At 63.0% G+C, this 18,798-nt stretch carries 16 protein-coding genes; 8 read left to right on the top strand and 8 right to left on the bottom strand.

Annotated elements, in window-relative coordinates:
- The first annotated feature begins 36 nt into the window (after positions 1-36).
- The gene (locus G6R19_RS00165) at positions 37-969 is read left to right on the top strand and encodes a LysR family transcriptional regulator (RefSeq protein ID WP_163162779.1); all 933 of its coding nucleotides are present in this window, start codon (positions 37-39) and stop codon (positions 967-969) included.
- Positions 970-1,033: 64 nt separating this feature from the next.
- On the opposite strand, the gene G6R19_RS00160 is transcribed toward G6R19_RS00165, so the two are convergent.
- Positions 1,034-1,843 carry an IclR family transcriptional regulator gene (locus tag G6R19_RS00160; RefSeq protein ID WP_163161163.1) on the bottom strand — a complete coding sequence of 270 codons (810 nt, stop codon included), beginning with the start codon at positions 1,841-1,843 and terminating at the stop codon, positions 1,034-1,036.
- Between the two features lie 432 nt (positions 1,844-2,275).
- Between G6R19_RS00160 and G6R19_RS00155 the strand changes: the two genes are divergently transcribed.
- The 6 genes from G6R19_RS00155 (at position 2,276) to G6R19_RS00130 (ending at position 9,582) form a co-directional block, all read left to right on the top strand.
- Positions 2,276-3,553, top strand: coding sequence for a sugar ABC transporter substrate-binding protein (locus G6R19_RS00155; RefSeq protein WP_163161161.1), 1,278 nt, complete (start codon positions 2,276-2,278; stop codon positions 3,551-3,553).
- Positions 3,554-3,619: 66 nt separating this feature from the next.
- The gene (locus G6R19_RS00150) at positions 3,620-4,507 is read left to right on the top strand and encodes a sugar ABC transporter permease (RefSeq protein ID WP_163161159.1); all 888 of its coding nucleotides are present in this window, start codon (positions 3,620-3,622) and stop codon (positions 4,505-4,507) included.
- The gene (locus tag G6R19_RS00145) at positions 4,507-5,460 is read left to right on the top strand and encodes a carbohydrate ABC transporter permease (protein ID WP_163161157.1); all 954 of its coding nucleotides are present in this window, start codon (positions 4,507-4,509) and stop codon (positions 5,458-5,460) included. The genes G6R19_RS00150 and G6R19_RS00145 overlap by 1 nt, the downstream gene beginning before the upstream one ends.
- A 67-nt stretch (positions 5,461-5,527) precedes the next feature.
- Complete coding sequence (locus tag G6R19_RS00140) at positions 5,528-6,580, top strand: LacI family DNA-binding transcriptional regulator (RefSeq protein WP_163161155.1); 1,053 nt, start codon at positions 5,528-5,530, stop codon at positions 6,578-6,580.
- Between the two features lie 39 nt (positions 6,581-6,619).
- Positions 6,620-8,203, top strand: a complete 1,584-nt coding sequence (locus G6R19_RS00135; RefSeq protein WP_163161153.1) for a glycoside hydrolase family 32 protein — start codon at positions 6,620-6,622, stop codon at positions 8,201-8,203.
- Positions 8,204-8,244: 41 nt separating this feature from the next.
- Positions 8,245-9,582 (top strand): right-handed parallel beta-helix repeat-containing protein, encoded by a 1,338-nt coding sequence (locus G6R19_RS00130; protein ID WP_163161151.1) that lies wholly within the window; start codon positions 8,245-8,247, stop codon positions 9,580-9,582.
- 26 nt (positions 9,583-9,608) lie between these two features.
- Here the strand turns inward: G6R19_RS00130 and G6R19_RS00125 are convergent, their stop codons facing one another.
- The 4 genes from G6R19_RS00125 to G6R19_RS00110 form a co-directional block, all read right to left on the bottom strand.
- The gene (locus G6R19_RS00125; RefSeq protein WP_205484170.1) at positions 9,609-10,259 is read right to left on the bottom strand and encodes a hypothetical protein; all 651 of its coding nucleotides are present in this window, start codon (positions 10,257-10,259) and stop codon (positions 9,609-9,611) included.
- A 40-nt stretch (positions 10,260-10,299) separates the two neighbouring features.
- Positions 10,300-10,551 (bottom strand): hypothetical protein, encoded by a 252-nt coding sequence (locus G6R19_RS00120; RefSeq protein WP_205484169.1) that lies wholly within the window; start codon positions 10,549-10,551, stop codon positions 10,300-10,302.
- On the bottom strand, positions 10,548-11,234 hold the full coding sequence (locus G6R19_RS00115; protein WP_163161149.1) for a hypothetical protein: 687 nt from the start codon (positions 11,232-11,234) through the stop codon (positions 10,548-10,550). Before G6R19_RS00115 ends, G6R19_RS00120 begins: the two co-directional genes overlap by 4 nt.
- A gap of 132 nt (positions 11,235-11,366) precedes the next feature.
- Positions 11,367-14,102: a LuxR C-terminal-related transcriptional regulator gene (locus G6R19_RS00110; RefSeq protein WP_205484167.1), complete on the bottom strand. Its 2,736-nt coding sequence runs from the start codon at positions 14,100-14,102 to the stop codon at positions 11,367-11,369.
- A 464-nt stretch (positions 14,103-14,566) separates the two neighbouring features.
- Here G6R19_RS00110 and G6R19_RS00105 point away from each other — a divergent pair, with 464 nt between their 5' ends.
- Positions 14,567-15,898 carry a glutamyl-tRNA reductase gene (locus G6R19_RS00105; protein WP_163161145.1) on the top strand — a complete coding sequence of 444 codons (1,332 nt, stop codon included), beginning with the start codon at positions 14,567-14,569 and terminating at the stop codon, positions 15,896-15,898.
- A 35-nt stretch (positions 15,899-15,933) separates the two neighbouring features.
- On the opposite strand, the gene G6R19_RS00100 is transcribed toward G6R19_RS00105, so the two are convergent.
- The 3 genes from G6R19_RS00100 to G6R19_RS00090 form a co-directional block, all read right to left on the bottom strand.
- Positions 15,934-16,845 (bottom strand): NAD(P)-dependent oxidoreductase, encoded by a 912-nt coding sequence (locus G6R19_RS00100; protein ID WP_163161143.1) that lies wholly within the window; start codon positions 16,843-16,845, stop codon positions 15,934-15,936.
- 125 nt (positions 16,846-16,970) lie between these two features.
- Positions 16,971-18,248 (bottom strand): TRAP transporter large permease, encoded by a 1,278-nt coding sequence (locus G6R19_RS00095; RefSeq protein ID WP_163161141.1) that lies wholly within the window; start codon positions 18,246-18,248, stop codon positions 16,971-16,973.
- A complete protein-coding gene (locus G6R19_RS00090; protein WP_163161139.1) occupies positions 18,245-18,724 on the bottom strand; it encodes a TRAP transporter small permease subunit in 480 nt (159 codons plus the stop codon). Before G6R19_RS00090 ends, G6R19_RS00095 begins: the two co-directional genes overlap by 4 nt.
- Between the last annotated feature and the right edge of the window lie 74 nt (positions 18,725-18,798).

The following is an 18,798-nucleotide window of genomic DNA, read 5'->3' as shown; positions in this document are numbered from 1 at the left end:
CGCAAGATTTCGACGATGACCATGCACAATGGGTGCATGATCGATGCGAGGCTCATCACCCTCCGCGTGTTTGCCCGGTGCGGCACCATAGGCGCGACGGCGGAGCTCACTGGCTATTCTCCCTCTGCTGTCTCCGCGCAACTGCGGGAGCTCCAGCGGGTGCTCGGAATGCAGCTGCTGACGAAAGACGGCCGGGGCGTGCGGCTTACCGCGACGGGACGCTTTCTCGTGGCGGGCTCGGATCCCCTCATTGCCCAGTGGGAGAGCCTGCGCGCAGCAGCCATGGAGGCCGGCGATCAGGTGCAGTCCCACTTTGGCCTCGGCGGATTTTCCAGTGCAGCCGCCCAGTTGCTCGCACCGTTGGCCGCCACCCTGCGCTCAACACGGCCCCTGCTGGAGGTGCAGGTTCTTGAGGCTGATCCGGCCCGCTGCTTCGACTTGTTGATTGCGGAACGAATCGACCTTGCAGTCATTGTCGCCATGCAGTCGGACAGTTTTGGTGAGGACGATCCGCGCTTCGAGCAAAGAGTTCTGCTCGACGATCCACTGGATGTCATCATTCCCGGTGACCATCCGCTGGCATCACGGGAAACAGCGACGCTTGAAGAACTGGCATCGGAACCTTGGATCACGGAGGCCGCCGGTTCCACCTACCATTCCCTCTTCACCGCGGCGTTCACGGCAGTCGGGGTGACACCGCGGATTGCCCATGAAGCGGTTGAATGGGAAACCCACATCGCGTTCGTGGGTGCGGGGCTGGGCGTCGGCCTGCTGCCCCGGCTGGCGCCCTTGCATGGCGCCGAAAACGTGGTTCGGCTACGCATAACCGGTAAGGCGAAACCCACGCGCCGCATTGTCGCAGCGGTGCGCAGGGGCAGCATCGCCTCACCACTGATCCAGGAGTCGCTCGGCATCCTGCAGGTCAACGCCAGCCGGATCCTCACCGCCCGGCTCGAAGAGGACGTCTGAACGCTGCCGGCATGGGCGTCCTGGCGTTCGGCAGCTTCCCTGTCCTCCCCTGGACGCTGATGCCTTAACGGCCGGTGTAGCCCATCTTGGCGCTGACCTGCAGCCCGCCCTGCTTCAGCGCTTCGATCAGTCCCGGGATCTCCTCAGGATCAAAGCGGAAGGCCGGGCCGGAGATGCTGATGGCCCCGATCACGGCGCCCAGGTGGTTGTAGACGGGAACGGCGGCGGCCGTCAAGCCGATCTCGAATTCCTCGCGCACCACCCCATAGCCGTCGCGGGCGACGGCGAGCAGCTGGTTTTCAAGTTCCTTGCGGTTGGTGATGGTCCGGGGAGTCCGTGACGGCAGGCCGGTCTCCTTCAGGATGCGGTCCCGATCCTCGGCCGGCAGCGCGGCAAGCAGGACCTTCCCGCTGGAGGTGGCGTGCAGCGGCGTCAGGTTGCCCACCCAGTCGTACGTGGCCAAGGTTGAAGGCCCCATTGCCTGGTCTACATTCACCGCGTAGTTGGAGCGCAGCACGGCGAGGTTGACTGTCTCCTTGAATTCCTCCGCCAGGCTTTCCAGGACGGGTCGCGCCTCCCGGACCAGGCTAAGCCTGCCCGGAATGGAGCTGGCCAGGCGCAGGATGCCGAAGCCCAGTTGGTACTTTCCGCGCTCGCTGTTCTGATGGACCATTTCCCTGGCCACCAGCGAGCCGAGCAGGCGCGAGACCGTGGACTTATGGATGCCCATCTCCTCGGCGATGTCACTGACGCCTGCGTGGCCGTCGCGAGCCAGGATTTCCAGCACCGCAAGTGCCCGGTCCACAGACTGAACGCCGCCGGACTGCCCGCCCTCAACATCAGTGTCAGATTCAGGGTCAATGTTCGAAGCCATGATGCATACTCTCGAGTAGTTTCTGCGGCCCGCTCTCCCGCAACGAGGCCGCCTGAAGCGTCCTCCCGGCTAGTTCCACACATCCGATCCTAGACTGCGGACTGTGACGGAGCTGACATGGCGTCAAGCGGCTTAACGCAATCCGCTGTTTGCGAGCGCAATCGCTTCTGCGCGTGAGTACGCCCCGATCCTCCGGAAGGTGTTCCCGAGATGGAACTCCAGGTGTTTTCACTGATTTGAAGCTGCCCCGCGATCGCGCGGTGCGGGCCGCCACTGCTGGCGCTCGTCCAACATATTGAATCCCGACGGATGTGATGCTTGACACTTCTGACGCCAGGGTCCTATCGTAGGTGCCAAGTCGTTTTAGCAAAACGATTTTTCACCCCAGTTCCTGTCTCGCATTTCCGTTCGAGAGAAAGTGAGTCGACAGCGATGTCCACTCGAAACACCATCAACAGGTTCGCCACCATCGGCGGTATCTGCACCGCCGTCGCACTGGCGGCCACCGGCTGCGGCGCAGGGGGCCCGTCCACCACGGGTAGCGCCGGCACCAGCACCGTCAACGTCCTGGTCGAGGCCGGTGGCCACGCCGAGCTGACCGGCGTGGCCGAACAGTGCAAAAAGGACGCCGGAGTTGACGTGAACTTCGTCGAACTGCCTTACGACGGCATGTTCAACCGGCTTTCCAGCGAATTCTCCTCCGGCAACGTCTCCTTCGACGTGGCCGCCCTGGACTCCGTGTGGCTCCCCAGCTTCAAGGACGCCGTCCAGCCCATCGACGAACTCTTCACCGATGAGGCCAAGAAGGACATCTTCCCGGCCCTGGTCAAGGAAGCCAACGTGGACGGGCACTTCATCGGAATGCCCGCCTGGACCAACGCCGAAATCATCCTCTACCGCAAGGACCTCTTCGAGGACGCCAAGAACAAGGCCGACTTCCAGGCCAGGTACGGCTACGACCTCGCTGCCCCCACCACCTGGAAGCAGTACCAGGACATTTCGGAGTTCTTCACCAGGGATGGCATGTACGGCACCGACGTCAAGGGTGGCGTGGAAACTGAATGGCTCGCCCACGTCCTCCAGGCCGGGTCTCCGATGGTCCTGGATGGGGACAAGGTGGTCATCGACAACGCCGCGCACAAGGAGGCCCTGGACTTCTACGTCAGCCTTGCCAAGTCCGCTCCATCAGGTGCCGCCCAGGTGGACTGGGCTGCTGCCCAGAACCTGTTCAACCAGGGCAAGACCGCAATGACCCGCTTCTGGGCCCACGCCTACCGGCAGATCCCCAAGGACTCCGCCGTAGCCGGCAAGGTGGGAGCCGCCCCCATGATCGCCGGATCCGCCGGCGTCGGAGGCGTTCCGGGACCCTGGTACCTGACAGTCCCCAAGGCCACCAAGAACGCTGATGCCGCCAAGAAGTTCGTCAAGTGCGCCTATGACTACAACGACAAGGGCATCGAATCCAGCCTCGGCCTGGCCTCCCGCATCTCGGCTTTTGAGAAGTACCAGGACAAGGAAGGCTACGAAAGCTTCGGACCCCTGATCGAGACCCTCAACGGCGAGGCCACCGCCACCCGCCCAGCCACCGAGAAGTGGCAGCAGATCGTGGACACGGTACTGGTTCCCATGCTGCAAAAGGCCGTGGCCGGCGGTGACTCCGCCACCCTCCTCACTGACGCCAAGAAGCAGATCGAGGACCTCCTCAAGTAAGACCCCCGCGGCCGGCATCTGACTACCGGTGCCGGCCGCGGCCCCCAACCAGCGGAAGAGAAAACCGTGCGTATCTCCGATCGCCGCTTCGCATTGTTCCTGATGACACCAGCGGCGCTTTTCCTGGCAGTGTTTGTCGCCTTCCCCCTGTTCCGCCTCGTTGCGGACAGCTTCTTCAAGATCTCGCCGATTGCCGGCGGCCCCCGCGACTTCGTGGGCCTGGATAACTACTTCCGGGCCTTCGCCTCCGAAGCCTTCATCGGCGCCGGCTGGCGGACCCTGGCCTACACCGTGATTGTGGTCACCCTCGAATTCGCCCTTGGCCTGGGCATGGCGCTGCTGTTCACCACTCTGGGACGAAGCTCCCAAATCTGGCGGACCGTGTTTATGTACCCGCTGATGATCGCCCCGATCGTTGCAGGCCTTCTCTGGAAGTTCCTGATGATCGACAACTTCGGGCTCATCGGGACCCTCCTGCACCAGGCCGGCATCCTGTCCAACCCGAACCAGATCGGCTGGCTCTCGGACCCGAACATTGTGCTCTACTCCGTCGCCATTCCGGACATCTGGCTGACCACCTCGTTTATGTGCCTGGTGCTCTTCGCCGGGCTGCAGAACATCCCGGGGGACCTGATCGAAGCAGCACGCCTGGACGGTGCACGCGCACCGGCCATGCTGTTCCGCATCATCCTCCCGCTCCTGCGTCCGGTCATCGCCGTCGCCCTGGTGGTCCGCGGCATCGACGCGGCCCGGGCCTTTGACACCATCCTTATCCAAACCAACGGCGGCCCGCAGTCCGCCTCGGAAACCATGAGCCTGCTGATCTACCGGACCATGATCCGCTTTGGGGATCCCGGGTTGGCCAGCGCCATGGGCACCCTCTACCTGCTGGCCATGCTGGCCGTCGCGTTCGTCGCGGTGTCCACCATCTGGCGGCCAGGAAAGGACAACTGATGCGCGTCGCCGAGCGAATTAAGAACGACGGCGGGAAGGCAGCTCCAGCGGCTGCCGGGCCTTCCGCCCGAAGCACCACAAGCGGCAGCGGCCGCAAGCGCCGGGGCGTCAACCGCGAAGGCCTGGAAGCGGGCCGCCGGAGCACCAGGACCCTGCTGTGGATCCTCCTCGCGGCTGCGATGGTGCTCTACGGTTTCCCGTTCCTGTACCTGCTCTTCACATCCTTCAAGACACCCATCGATACGATCGCGGTGCCGCCCACCATCCTGCCCCGGGAATGGACGCTGGAGAACTACACCAACGCGCTGGGCCGCAGCGGAGTGGTCGCCTCCTTCATCAACAGCATCCAGACGGCCATCATCAGCACCGTGCTTTCGCTGGTGCTGGCGGTGCCGGCGGCCTACGGCATCACCCGGTACAAAACCCTCAGCGGCAGGATCTTCATTATGGCCGCGCTGGTAACCCGCATGGTACCGCCGGTCGCGATCGGTATTCCGCTGGCCTCGATGATGGCAGCCATGGGCTTGTCCGATACGCCCATCGCCCTGTCCATCGCCCACACCACCATCTCGCTGCCGCTCTCGATCTGGCTGATGTCCAGCTTCTTCGAAGCGGTGCCGAAGGACCTGGAGGAAGCCGCCACGGTGGATGGCTGCAGCAGGCTCGGAGCCCTGTGGCGGGTGGTGATCCCGGTAGTCTCCGGCGGCATCGCCGTCACCGCGATCTTCGCCTTCCTGGCGTCCTGGAACGAGTTCCTCTTCGCACTCCTGATGACAGCGATCCGCTCCCAGACAACGCCCGTGGTGATCGCGAACTTCCAGACCCAGTTCGGCCTGGACTGGGGATCCATGACCGCGTTGGCCGCGGTCTACTCCATCCCGGTCATCATCCTGACCCTCCTCCTGCAGCGCAAGATCGTCGCAGGGATGACGCTCGGCGCCGTCAAGGGCTAGGCAAAGCAACGAGTAGCCTACTGGTAACCCCCAGGGGCATCAGAAACCATAAGGACGTGGGAGACAGATGAGCAACAAGAACATCGGCATCAAGGACGTGGCCGTTGCCGCCGGCGTGTCCGTGACAACTGTCTCCCACGTCCTCAACGACGTTTCCTATGCACGGATCAGCCCCGAAACCAGGGACAAGGTCAGGTCCGCCGCCGAGGAGCTGGGTTATGGGCCCAACCGCCTTGCCCAGGCCCTGCGCACCCAGCGGACCGGCATGCTGGGCTTGGTCAGCGAGGATATCGCCACTACGCCCCACGCCGGCCGGATCATCCTCGGCGCGGACGAGGCCGCCAAGGCCCGGGGATACAACCTCATGATCATCAACACCTCCGGCTCCGCAAGCCTGGCATCCCGGCAGGCCGACGTCGAGGCCCTCCTGGAACGCCGGGTGGACGGCATCCTCTACGCCACGATGTATCACCGCAACGTGGAACTACCGGCCAACCTCGGCAACGTGCCTTCCGTCCTGGTGGACTCCGTGGCCGCCGGCGGAAACATCACAGCCGTGGTTCCGGACGAGGAGGGCGGTGCACGCACGGCAGTGGAAGCGCTCCTGGCAGCGGGCCACACCCGCATCGGCTTCCTCAACAACACGGACGACGTTCCCGCAACCCATGAGCGCCTCCGGGGCTTCCGGGCCACGCTCGCTGAAGCAGGGCTCGACGGCGCCGCGGCACCCGTCGAGTCCGAGGTCTCCGAGGTGCAGGGCGGCTACGAGGCGGCCCGGCGGATCCTGGCACGCGAGGACCGCGCTGATATGCCTACGGCATTGTTCTGCTACAACGACCGGATGGCGATGGGAGCCTACCGCGCCGCTGCGGAGTTGGGGCTCAGCATCCCCACCGACCTTTCAATCGTCGGCTTCGATGACCAGGAACTGATCGCCGCCAACCTTCACCCGGGCCTCACCACCGTGGCCCTGCCTCACTACGAAATGGGTGCCTGGGCCACCGAGCACCTGATTGACGCCGTCGAGGGGAAGACCGACCTTGCCCTCATGGCACTCCACCCGACCATACTGAGCTGCCCCCTCGTGCGCCGTGATTCCATCGCGGCTCCGCGGCCGTAGGCAGCCAGCCCCTTCCACTTCCCAAGAGGACCGCCAGATATGTCCAGTCGCCTTGATGCTGCACGCCCGGAAACAGCGCCGGCAGAGACCTCCAGGTTCCGGCCTGCCATCCACTTCACGGCTAGGGACACCTGGCTGAACGACCCCAATGGCCTGGTTTTCCACAACGGCGTGTACCACCTCTTCTTCCAGAACAACCCGTTCGGCAGCGTCTGGGGCAACATGTCCTGGGGCCACGCCACGTCGGCTGACCTGTTGCACTGGACAGAACATCCCGTTGCCATTGCCTGCGACGAGGCAGAGGACATTTACTCAGGCAGTGTCGTAATTGACCACGCGAACACCTCCGGTTTCGGCACGGCCGAGGCACCTGCCCTCGTAGCCGTTTACACCAGTGCCTACAAGGGCGCGTCCGAACACTGCGGTATCCAGGCGCAGTCCCTGGCGTACAGCACAGACGCAGGAATGACCTGGCGGAAATACGGGAACAACCCCGTCCTCAACAGGAATTCCGCGAACTTCCGCGATCCCAAAGTCTTCCGGTATCAAGGGGACCACGGTGCCTGCTGGGTGATGGTCGCCGTTGAAGCGCAGCACCAAAAGGTGGTTTTCTACAGTTCAAAAGATCTTAAGTCCTGGGAATTCCTGAGCGACTTTGGCCCGGCCAATGCCGACGCCGGCGAATGGGAATGCCCCGATCTCTTTCCACTGAAGGTGGACGGGGACCCGGACAACATCAAATGGGTACTGATCGTCAACGTCAATCCGGGCGCTGTGGCGGGCGGCTCCGGTGGCCAGTACTTTGTCGGGCATTTCGACGGCGTCCGCTTCAGCCCCGATCCCGGTTCCGTTGTGGCGCCGGCCGGGGTCAGCGCTCTGGGCGATTCCGCCGCTGCCGCGGCAGCGCTGCAGCAGTGCTTGTGGCTGGACTGGGGACGCGATTGCTACGCCTCCGTATCCTTCAGTAACGCCCCGGATGGCCGGCGCATCGTCATCGGCTGGATGAACAACTGGGACTACGCCAACGAGCTGCCCACCGCCCCCTGGCGGTCCTCGATGACGCTCGCCCGCGAGGTGCGCCTCACTGCAGTCAACGGCTCGGCCCGTCTGATCCAGCAACCGGTCCTGGCGGATCCCTGCGCAGGAGAAATCCTGCCTGCCGGGACGAATATTATGAACGCGGACACCTTTGAGCTGTGGAATTCACCTCTAAGGTTGCCGGATGCGGTACCCGGCAGCGCCCACATCATCGAGGCGGAAATAGCGCCAGGAAGCGCGGAACGTGTTGATTTCCGCCTCTTCGGAAGCAGCGACGGGAGCGAGGGGGCCGTCCTGAGCTACAACACAGCCAGCGCCCAGCTCATCCTGGACCGCAGGAGGTCAGGCAACACCGGCTTTCACCGAAAGTTTCCCTCTGTGGAGTCAGCCCCGCTGGTACTCGAGGACGGCCTGCTCAAGCTGCAGATCGTCGTCGACCATTGCTCGGTGGAGGTCTTCGCCCAGGGCGGTGCGGTGGTCCTGACTGATCTCATCTTTCCCGAAAGCGGGAACCTGGAGAACCGGGTATGGGCTGAGGGCGGCCTGGCAACGATACTGAAGCTCACGGTCTCGACGCTCACCTAATTCCTCGCAGCGCCACAGAAACCACAAGACAGGGAAGAACCATGCCAAGCAGCAACTACTACGACGTGACGACGTGGCCCGTCGGCAATCCGTCCAAGGACGTCGGTGAAGTCATCAACAGCATCATCGCTGACATCAAAGGCCGGCAGACCGGCATCGATGTGGACAATGGCGGAAAGCCGGGCGCGGTGATCTACATTCCGCCCGGGGATTACCACCTTCGCACGCAGGTGGTAATCGACATCAGTTTCCTTCGGATTGAGGGCTCGGGGCACGGCTTTACGTCGTCGAGCATCCGCTTCAACGTGCCCGAAGACGAATGGCCGGACCTGCATGAGCTGTGGCCTGGAGGGAGCCGCATCATCGTGGACATTCCCCCCGCCGGGGACGGGGAGGAAACCAAGGGAGCCGCCTTCTACATTGAGCGAAGCGGGAGCCCGCGGATCAGCTCGGTGGAGTTTTCCAACTTCTGCATCGACGGGTTGCACTTCACCCCGGATGGCTCAGGGATGCCTGCGGAGAACACCTACGTCAACGGCAAGACCGGCATCTATGTCGCGAGCGCCAATGACTCATTCCGCGTAACCGGCATGGGGTTCGTCTACCTTGAGAATGCCCTCACTATCTACAATGCGGACGCGCTTTCCATCCACGACAACTTCATCGCCGAAAGCGGAAGCTGCATCGAGCTGCGCGGCTGGGGGCAGGCATCCAAGATCACCGACAACCTGGTGGGAGCAGGCCCTAAGGGTTACTCGATCTACGCCGAGAACCATGGCGGCCTGCTGATAACCGCGAACAACGTGTTTCCGCGTGGCGCGAGCAGCGTCCACCTCAATGGCGTCACGCGGTCAAGCGTCACCAACAACCGTCTGCATTCGTTCTACCCGGGGATGGTTGTTCTCGCGGACAGTTCGGAAAACCTCGTGGCCACGAACCACTTCCTGCGTGACCATGAGCCCTGGACGCCCTTCCTGGGAGTCGACAACGGACTGGACGACCTCACTGGACTTCTCTGCGTCAGCGGCAGCAATAACTCGGTCATCGGCAACCACTTTTCCCAGATCATAGACTCGGAAAGCATTCGGCCTGCGGGTGCGACGCCGGTCGTCATCCGGCTGATGGCGGGGGTGGCCAACTTCATCTCCAGCAACCACGCTGTAGCGATGGACGTTCGCTCCACGTCAAGTGACGCCTGCTTCTCGGCCCAGGTGGACGCTCTGTTGGCGACCGAGGCTTCGCAAGCCCTCGCCGTCACGGCCGTTAAGGTTGATCCCGCATCAGCGCGGAATACCATCCTTGATTCCGGAACTGATGCCGAAGTCATCGCGGATAGGGCCGTTAACGCCTTGAGGGCCACACCCGGGATCGGTTCCTAGGCGGGCTGTACCCGCCAGTGGGACTCCTACCCTACGTTCCCGGTAACGGTGTTATGCGTTGACTCCGCCAACTGCTGGCTTACGTTGTTGCTTGCACGAGGGACATTGCGAAGTATCCAGAAGGCAAGGAAAGCGGCGGCAATTGCCAAACCAACCAGGCCCAGCTGCAGCACACTTTCCGGAAACACCGTCCGCAGGGCTATCGGAACTGAACTCAACGTGTAGAGGATGACCACAGCCTTGGGCACACTTGAAGTGCGCCACAGCGCGAGCATAAAGACAACAGTACCGAGCAGGAACACCATGGATACAACCGTCAGCGCGATACCGAGCGGACCTGCACGCAGCACGGCAATCACGCCTTGGTCAACGTAGGGAAACACGAGGTTGAGGACAAATTCAACCCCGACGAGGCCGGCCAGTGCGGTTACGGAGAGAGCGGCACCTAAGGTTGCCAGGGCGCCAGCTGGGCGGGACAACACCACATAGGCACCGATCACCAGCCCGATGGCGGCGACTTGAGCAAGCGGCGCAGCGAGCTGTGTGAAAGGTGATGTTGGGATGATTCCTGCCCTTTTTGCCGCGTTGACCAGCAGTATGGCTGCTGAGAAGAATCCGGCGAAGGCAAAGATCCTGATGAGTACGGCAGGTAGGAGTGCGGTGATTTTTGCAGACATTTGAGGCTCATATCTAAGAGGGCGGTGCGGCGGATAAGTTTCAGTGACCCTCGTCCGGGCCGACCGGAGGGCTGATCATTCGTACGGAGATGAGGACCATGCCCAGGTCACGGACCTTGTTGAGGAGGCTGTGGAGTGCGGCCTGGTCTGCTACCGGGCCGTGGAAAGCTGTTGTACCGTCACTTGCGCGGGTGAGTTCGAGATGCTCGAACCATTCCACCCAGTGATCATCGAGGTGCCCTTCCACCCGGAGCTCGTAGTGGCCGGGTTCGTGCTCGTTTCTGATCATCATTGGGCCACAGCGCGGCCACGCCCCGGGACGGCGGTCCCGGCAGCCGGGGAACCCGTTTTGCGGGTGCTGACCCACAGTGAGTAGCCCAACCAAGCCACGGCGATACCCACGGGAAGGGCGGCGAAGCGTCCCACAGCGTGGGGAAACAGCGGAAGCAGGGCGGTAGAGACTGACCCCGCGGCCAACAGGATGCCCGCCCAGCGGGCGAGAACCCGGGCGCGGAAGACGGCAACGCCGAAGGTCAGTCCGCCAAGGAAGTAGATCGCGAAGGCGAACGTGCTGATGCCCTCCAGCGGGCCCAGGCTCCCGTCCGCTGCGGCTCCGCCGAAAATGCCGAGGATGTCCGTTGCGATGTGCGGAGCCTGCTCCGCCAGTGGCGGCAGGACGAAAGCCTCCACGAACGAGTTCGCTATGACGGTCAGATAGAACAGTCCGAGCAGAAGGAAGCCGGACAGCCCCAACAGCCCCGTCTCTTGCACCTGCTTGAGGTACATTCCGGTGATGCCGGCAAGGCCGAGGACACCCATCGCCACGGTCAGGTAATGCACGATGGCCCAGGCGCTGCCGGTGACGTTCGCGACTTCCTCAACCGGGTGGACGAACTGTATCCCTCCGTACAGCAGTCCGGCAGTTATGGCAGCGACGCCGGCAGCTCCGCTGAGATTGGACGGGGTGATGGTCATTTCCGCGCTCCCTTGTTTGGGTTGGTCCTGGGCGGGTGCCGGGGACGGTTCCAAAGCTACGGATGCGCGTGGTGACACAGCATCACCACCTGTGGTGACCGGGGTGGTGATCTTCGAATGGAATTGATTCGTTTAGAGGAGCCCGTGCTCGCGTGCGCTGCGAACTGCCTCGGCCCGGTTGTTCACCTGGAGCTTTTCGAAGATGTGCCGGGTATGGGTCCTGAGGGTGTTGAGTGAGACGAACAACTGCCGGGCGACCTCCGGCCCGCTCAGGGAAGAGTCGAGCAGCCGGAGTACCTGGAGTTCCCGCTCGCTGAGCTGGACGGGCATCGCGTCCGTGCCGGGAGACGTGGCAGGTGCCGTTTCCCCGGTGTTGGCTGCGTGGAGCAGGTGACTGACATAGCTGGGACAGATACGCTCGACGGCGGCCTTGCGCAGCAAAGCGATCATGGGTGCACCTTCATCCAGGAACAGCCGCACGTGGCTTTCGGCTGCGGTTCGTTTCAGTGCTTGTTCCAGGGCCTTGAGCGCCGAACCCACACCGCCCTGTACCTGGTACGCCCTTGCCTTTAGGACGAGGATCTCGTTGACGCTGCCACCCCGGCCGGCGGTGTGGGCGGCCTGGAGCAACCGGTCGAGCAGATCAAAGGCGTCGTCGAGGGAGCCGGTAGCTGGGTCTGCTTCGTGTTGGGCGATGAGCAGGCGGGCGAGGGTGAGGTGCTCGAATTCCCGCAGGTACGTCAGTTCATCACCGGCTGTGAGGTTCCGTGCCTTGGCCCAGTCCGACGCTTCCCGCAGAGCCCCTTGACTGATCCAGATCCGCGCCTTCATCGCAGGGATCGGCCGGACGTCGGGAAAGAAACCCCGCAGGTATCGCCGTTCGGCCTCCTCCAACAGCCCGATGGCACGGTCAGGATCTCCGGACAGGTACTCAAGGCGTGCCATCACCACGAAGCGGCGATACCGGTTCTCCGGCAGTGACGCCGCCTCACCGAGCGCGACACCCGCTTCCAGGTGCTCTTTCGCGTCAGCCAGCACCCCGGTCTCAGCGTGCACGGCGCTGATTCCCACATGGAGGTCGGCAGTTGGCGGACCAGCGGATATGCCTGCAGAGTCCGCGGCGGTAAGGGCTTGCTCCAGAAGACGCCGGGCCTCGGCCAGGCTGCCCCTGGCGATCCACAGGTCCGCCAGCACCATGGTGCTGGCAAGTTCGTCGGCGATATTTCCTGCAGCATGCAGGTTCGGGGCCACCTCGGCGAAGGTGGGTACTGCGGTGTCGAGATCACCGCGGGCCCACGCGGCCAGCCCGAGGAACCCTGCCGCCGCGGCCCGCGACAGATGATCGCCCGGCCGGCACAGCACCAACGCGCGCCGGGCATGGGCGGCGGTCCCTGCCACATCCCCCACTGCCTGGGCCAGCGCTGCCCGGTACACGGCAATGGTCACCGGCAGGGCGCGGAACTCTTCGCTCCCGGCTTTCAGCCCCCTGCGGAGCTCATTTGTCCGTTCCCCGTCCCGGGAAGCCTCCGCAAGTCCACGTTCAGCATCCTGGAGACGTTGTTCGACGGCGTCCAGGTCACCGGAGGTGAGCATCAGCCAGGCGTAAAACACGCTCAACACAGGGTTCGCGCGCACAATGTGGTCGGGAAGGGCGTTCAACCAGCCACGCAGGGTGGCATCTTGCCGGCTCTTTCGGATGGCCGGCATCACCGCCTCCAACAAGGCCCCCGCCCGCTCGAAGTCCCCCGCCGCCAGGGCATGCTTCAGGGCGTCCTCCAGCAGGCCATGGTGCTGGTACCACTCACTGGCACGCCGGTGCAGCGACTGCAGGAGCTCAGGTTCCTCATGCGATACACGGGCCCGGAGTACTTCGGCAAAGAGGTGGTGGTAGCGATACCACTGTCTCCTGTCGTCCAAGGGAACAACAAACAAGTTCGCCCTCTCCAGGCGGTCAAGAACAGCACTGCTGCCGCCCTGGCCCGTGACCGCGTCACACAGCGGACCCGAGAGACGGTCAAGAATGGCGGTGTTCATCAGGAAGTTCCGCACGCCGTCGGGCTGGCGCTGCAGTACCTCCTCGACGAGGTAATCCAGGATAAAGCGGTTGCTGCCGGTGAAGGCGTCGATGAAGGCTGGCACGTCCGCGTTTCCGCGCAGGGACAGCGCCGCGAGCTGCAGGCCGGCAGCCCAGCCTTCCGTCCGGGCGTCGAGGGCGGAAATGTGCTCGGCGGAAAGGCCCAGCCCCATGCACTCGTTAAGGAAGGCCTGAGCCTCCTTGGCCGAAAAGCGGAGGTCGGCAGCGCGCAGTTCAGTCAGCTCATCCCGCGCCCTCAAACGCGACAAAGGAAGCGGGGGGTCAGAACGGCTGGCGATTGCCAGTTGCAGTTGGGGCGGGGAATGGTCGAGCAGGAACGCTACGGCGTCATGAACAGTGTGCGCTTCGACTGCATGGTAGTCGTCGAGGACAACAATGAAGGTCGTTCCAACCCGGGCGAGGTCATTGATGAGGGCTACCAGAACCGGTTCCGCCACCGCGGCCTGCGTCGCGTCGAGCAGCGCTTTGGCGCCTGACCCGATGTTTGCGTCCACGCCGTGTATCCCGGCGATGAGATGGGATAAGAAACGTGCAGGATCGTTGTCGCCCGCATCCAGGGACAACCAGGCAACCCGCACCTCGGGCTCGGCTGCGCGGATGCGATGCACCCACTGGCTCAACAACGTGGTCTTGCCAAAGCCGGCCGGGGCACAAATCAGCGTGAGCTTCCGATCTGCGCGTGCTTCCGAGAGCAGAGGATCGACAAGCCTGGGGCGGGCTACGGCGTGGCGCCGCGGGGCCGGAACATGGAACTTCGTGGCAAGCATGCTCATCGCCATTGTGTGAACTATACGGCGGCCGGCAGATGCTGTGTAGGGCTGGCTCCCCTGTCCTTGCTTTAGTCCCGGCGCTCCCCCTTGCGTGCGGTTCCAAGGCGTTGGCGCGACCCACGACGCCGCCAGCGTGCAGGAAGGTGTGAAAACTGGGTTCCTCATCAGTTAAGGGAGTATCGCCCGGCCTCGATCCGCACTTCGCTAGTGGCATCCTTCATCAGCGGTGTAGACGACAGAGCGATTAGTTCACAGTGGCCCCTATCGCTTACAGGCTGGCGGTTTCGCAATGCCTTTGTGCACACGACCTGGAGGGCTGACTGCGGAAGGTGTCTTGAAGAGACGTATATGCCAAGAATTTCCAAAGGTTGCTGTACGACGCTGTCTTGGAGCAGGTGGTCTCACTAACTGCGTCAGCAGATGGATTTCTCGTGGGGGGAACAGCAGTGGCAGGAACGTTTAGTACAGTGAGCCCGAGCTTTCAAGGCACGGTCAGCACTCCACCCCTGGTGGTGCTCACGGCGCGGTACCGCTATTTCCCCCCTGATTCGATCGTCACGCTGCAAGCAGTGTCCGAAAACATTGCTCAAGCGCTGTTGGATGCCACTACAGCAGTGTCAGGTTGCGTCGTACTGTCCACCTGCAACCGTTTCGAAATCTACTGTGAAATTTCGCCTGCATCTGATGCCGCAGGGGCCTGCTCGGACGCACTCGAGGCTGTGAGCTACTGTTCCGGCCTTCCCTTACAAGATTTGGAAGTACTGTTCGATTACCGCGAAGGTACAGCAGTAGCCGAGCATCTGTTTGCTGTCGGATGCGGCCTTGATTCGCTCGTTGTGGGTGAACGTGAAATTGCAGGCCAAGTCCGGCGTGCGCTGGCCACGGCCCAGGCCGCAGGCACAACTACCGGACGGCTCATCCGATTGTTCCAAGAGACTTCCCGGACTGCTAAAGAGGTGGGGGCACGGACCCGCCTTGGCAGCGCAGGAAGGTCGGTAGCTTCGGTGGCTGTCGAACTGGCCGCCTCCCGACTACGGCCGGCGACGCTCTCTGGGCTTTCCGTAGTCCTCATCGGCAGCGGCTCCTACGCCGCCTGCATCTTGGACCTGCTGCTAAGAGGGCGTTGCTCATCTGTCGCCGTCTTTTCCCGCTCAGGACGTGCAACGGCATTCGCGGCCGCCCGAGGGGTGAAGGCCCTTACGGCAGCCGAGCTCCCTACAGCCATTGGCCAGGCGGACATCATCATCGGCTGCAGCGGCAGCGGAACGAGAATCGACGCCACGATGATTGGAGCAAGGCAGAATACCCGTCCGCTTGTGGTTGTAGATCTCGCCCCCAACCGTGACTTCGACTCTGCCGTTGCTGACCTGACGGGCATCGACCTGGTGACCCTTGAGACAGTCCGCCAGGCAGCCCCGCAAGCTGACGCGGCGGAACTCCAGCTTGCCCGCGCCCTCGTCAGCGAAGCAGCAGACCGTTTTTCCCAACAAGAGTCAGTGCGGGCAATTGACGCCGCCATCGTCGCCCTGCGCCATCACCTGCAGACTGTTCTCGACACTGAAGTAGAACGCCTCAGAAAACGAAACGGAACAACTGCCTCGGTGGAGGAAACCACGATGGCACTGCGGCGCGTTGTGCATCAGCTGCTCCATACGCCCGCGGTCCGCGCCAGGGAAATGGCGGCCGCGGGTCGTCACGAGGACTACACGTCCGCCTTGGAGGCGCTCTTCGGCATCAGCGTCGACCTTGTTCCTCCGCCTGGGGTGAAGACGAACGTGCCTGAGAAGCTGGTTGTGTAGTGGAGCCCGTACTTTTGCGCCTTTCGTGAGGGTTTTCAGGTCTCAGTGAGAGCGTTGTTGCGCTGGGCAAGGGTCCGGAGGATTCCAGTGTGGTCAAGGGCGCCGTCGCCCCGGGCGACCATATCCTCGAAAAGATCCTGGATTACCGTGCTCAGGGGTAGCTCCAGGTGTGCTGTCCCAGCCGCCCCCAGCACGAAGTTGAGGTCCTTCAGCTGGTTTTGGGCGCTGCCGCCACCATTGAAGTCGCCGTCGATCCATCTGTGCCCTTTTTGGCGCAGCACCTCGGAGTCGGCCAGCCCACCCCGGAGCAGTTCAAGCATCACCGATGGATCCAGTCCCCCGCCGCGTGCGAGGAGCATGGCTTCGGAAACTGCAGTGACCGTGCCGGCGACCACGATCTGGTTGCAGGCTTTGGCGAGTGCGCCCGAACCTCCCGGGCCCATGTGCCGGATGGTGCTGCCCATGAACTGGAACGCCGGGGTGACCGCGTGAAGTGCGTCCTCGTCCCCGCCCACCATGATGCTCAGGGTGCCGTTTTCGGCGCCCACGGTGCCGCCACTGACGGGGGCGTCCAGGACTCGGACGGCGTGTTCGCGAAGCATCCGTTCGCCAAAGGCCGCCACTGCCCCCGGCGAAACCGTCCCGTGCACGACGAGTATCGGCCTGGCAATGCCCCTGGCTGTCCATCCGGCTATCAGGCCATCTTCTCCGGGAAGCAACGATTCGACGTGGCTTAGGTCCGGCAACACGGTGAGAACGATGTCGGCGGCCGCCTCAAAAGGTGAAGCCGCAACGCTGGCGCCCAGGCCCACCAAGGCTTCGGCCTTCGAAGCAGTCCGGTTCCAGACTCTCAGCTCGCCGTAGCCCTTCAGCAGCCGGCGCGCCATGGGTTCCCCCATCGGCCCTAATCCCATGAGGGCAAGGGCTGGGTGGTCATGTCCAGGCATTGGGAATCCTGTAGCGATTAGGGCGTGCAGGACCGGCAATGTAGCTGCTGACGGTTTTCCGAATGGGGGAACACATGGTTTTCCTGTTTCTGTGACTGTATGGGATAACGAGCTGAGGGCAGGTGTTACTGGTTGGTCAGGAGATCAGACGGCCACAGGATGAGCTGCGGGAAGATGGCCAGCATGACGATGGCAACCACCATGACCACGTAGAGCGGCACCGCGGCCTTCACGATCTTCTCCATCGGTAGCCCGCTGACGTAGGACGCCGCGAACAGGCAGACGCCGACAGGCGGTGTGACCAGGCCAACGGCAAGGGCAGCAACGAGGAAGACGACGAAGTGGATGGGATCCACACCGGAAGACACGGCCGCGGGCATGAGCACCGGTGTGCAAAGCAGGATGGCTGCGACTTTGTCCATCACGGTTCCGATGACGATCAGGATCAGGCCGATCAGCAGCATGACGATGGTGGGGTCAGTGCTGACACTCAGCAGCCAGCTGCTGACCTTTGCCGGCAGCCCGTCAATGGTGAAGATGTAAGAGGCGACGCCGGCGATCATGGCGATGAGCAGGATGGTGCCGGTGGTGAGGCCAGCATCCACGATCATTTTGGGCATCTGGCGCCACTTCATGTCCCGGTAGACGTAGACGCCGACCAAGAGGCTGTAGAAGACGGCGATGGCGGCTGCCTCAGTAGGCGTGACGAGCCCGCTGAACATGCCCACCAAAATGATCACCGGGCCGCCCATGGCCGGGATGCCCTCGAGGACGATCCTCAGGCCCTTCTTGAATGGCGTCCTTGAGACCTCGCCGTAACCATGGCGTGCCGACAGGAAGAAATTCACGAGCATCAGGACGAGGATCAGGACAATGGACGGTCCAAATCCTCCCGCGAGTGCTGCGCCTACCGAGACGTTCGCGGTTGATGCGGCGATGATCATGAGGATGCTCGGCGGTATCAGTGAGGACAGGGTAGCGGTGACCATGGTCATTGCTGCGGCATAGGGCCGCGGGTACTTATGGTCTGTCATGGCCTTGATCTCGATCTTGCCCAGGCTGACAATGTCGGCAACCGAGGAACCGGAGATCCCGCCGAAGATCGCGCTCGATGCGATGTTCACTTGGCCAAGGCCGCCACGGAAGCGGCCGAAGATGACTTCGGCGCCACGGAAGATGCGGTCCGAAATACCCCCTCCGGACATCAGGTTGCCGGCCAGGACGAACAAGGGGACAGCAACCAGCAGGAAGCTGTTCATGGAACTCATCATGGACTGCGGCAACAGGTCCAGGGGGATATCGAAGATCAGCAGCGTGGCGATGACGCCAATGCCGAGTGAGACTGAGAGCGGAATGCCCAGCAGCAGCAGGAGGAGGAAAATGCCCAGCAGGGTCAGGCTCATGCGATCATCTCTCCTTCGAGGATCCGCCTACGCATGTACGGGGAGAAGTAGACGGTCGTGATATGGGCGACGATGGCCAGTGCCGCGCTGATCACAAGGGGCAGGGTTACCAGGAACATCTTCAGTCCCAGGGCAGGGCTGGACTCTCCGGCGGCGTACTGTTGCAGCATCAGTTCCACCGTCTTGTAGAGCAGGACACTGAAGAACACGGTCCCGCAGATGGCATAGAGATGCATGCTGACGTGCTTGAGCCAGGCTGGTCCCCACGCCACCGCGAAGTTCACCCGCGGGTGCACGGCGGCCCGGAAGCCCGCTGCCATCCCCAGGAAGGTGGTGTCCATGAACAGGAAACGGGTCAGTTCCTCGGTCCATGGCAGCGAGGCTCCCATCTGCCGGCTGACCATCTGGGCAGCAAGGCTGAGCAGCATCGCGGTGATTCCGACGAAGAGGAGAGCATCCACGGCCTTCCAGATCACACCATGAGGTTCGGAGACTTCGGTTACCGGAACCACCTGGATGCTATGTTCGGCCGCCTGGTGTTCGGCGCCCC

The organism is Arthrobacter sp. Alg241-R88 (genome assembly GCF_900537115.1).
GTDB lineage: Bacteria > Actinomycetota > Actinomycetes > Actinomycetales > Micrococcaceae > Arthrobacter.
This window is presented reverse-complemented; position numbering and strand designations above follow the sequence as displayed.

Coding starts and splice junctions, on each gene's coding strand:
- G6R19_RS00145 (WP_163161157.1), top strand. CDS start 4,507: ATGCGCGTCGCCGAGCGAATTAAGAACGACGGCGGGAAGGCAGCTCCA.
- G6R19_RS00155 (WP_163161161.1), top strand. CDS start 2,276: ATGTCCACTCGAAACACCATCAACAGGTTCGCCACCATCGGCGGTATC.
- G6R19_RS00135 (WP_163161153.1), top strand. CDS start 6,620: ATGTCCAGTCGCCTTGATGCTGCACGCCCGGAAACAGCGCCGGCAGAG.
- G6R19_RS00160 (WP_163161163.1), bottom strand. CDS start 1,843: ATGGCTTCGAACATTGACCCTGAATCTGACACTGATGTTGAGGGCGGG.
- G6R19_RS00120 (WP_205484169.1), bottom strand. CDS start 10,551: ATGATGATCAGAAACGAGCACGAACCCGGCCACTACGAGCTCCGGGTG.
- G6R19_RS00100 (WP_163161143.1), bottom strand. CDS start 16,845: ATGCCTGGACATGACCACCCAGCCCTTGCCCTCATGGGATTAGGGCCG.
- G6R19_RS00110 (WP_205484167.1), bottom strand. CDS start 14,102: ATGAGCATGCTTGCCACGAAGTTCCATGTTCCGGCCCCGCGGCGCCAC.
- G6R19_RS00140 (WP_163161155.1), top strand. CDS start 5,528: ATGAGCAACAAGAACATCGGCATCAAGGACGTGGCCGTTGCCGCCGGC.
- G6R19_RS00165 (WP_163162779.1), top strand. CDS start 37: ATGATCGATGCGAGGCTCATCACCCTCCGCGTGTTTGCCCGGTGCGGC.
- G6R19_RS00130 (WP_163161151.1), top strand. CDS start 8,245: ATGCCAAGCAGCAACTACTACGACGTGACGACGTGGCCCGTCGGCAAT.
- G6R19_RS00095 (WP_163161141.1), bottom strand. CDS start 18,248: ATGAGCCTGACCCTGCTGGGCATTTTCCTCCTCCTGCTGCTGCTGGGC.
- G6R19_RS00115 (WP_163161149.1), bottom strand. CDS start 11,234: ATGACCATCACCCCGTCCAATCTCAGCGGAGCTGCCGGCGTCGCTGCC.
- G6R19_RS00125 (WP_205484170.1), bottom strand. CDS start 10,259: ATGTCTGCAAAAATCACCGCACTCCTACCTGCCGTACTCATCAGGATC.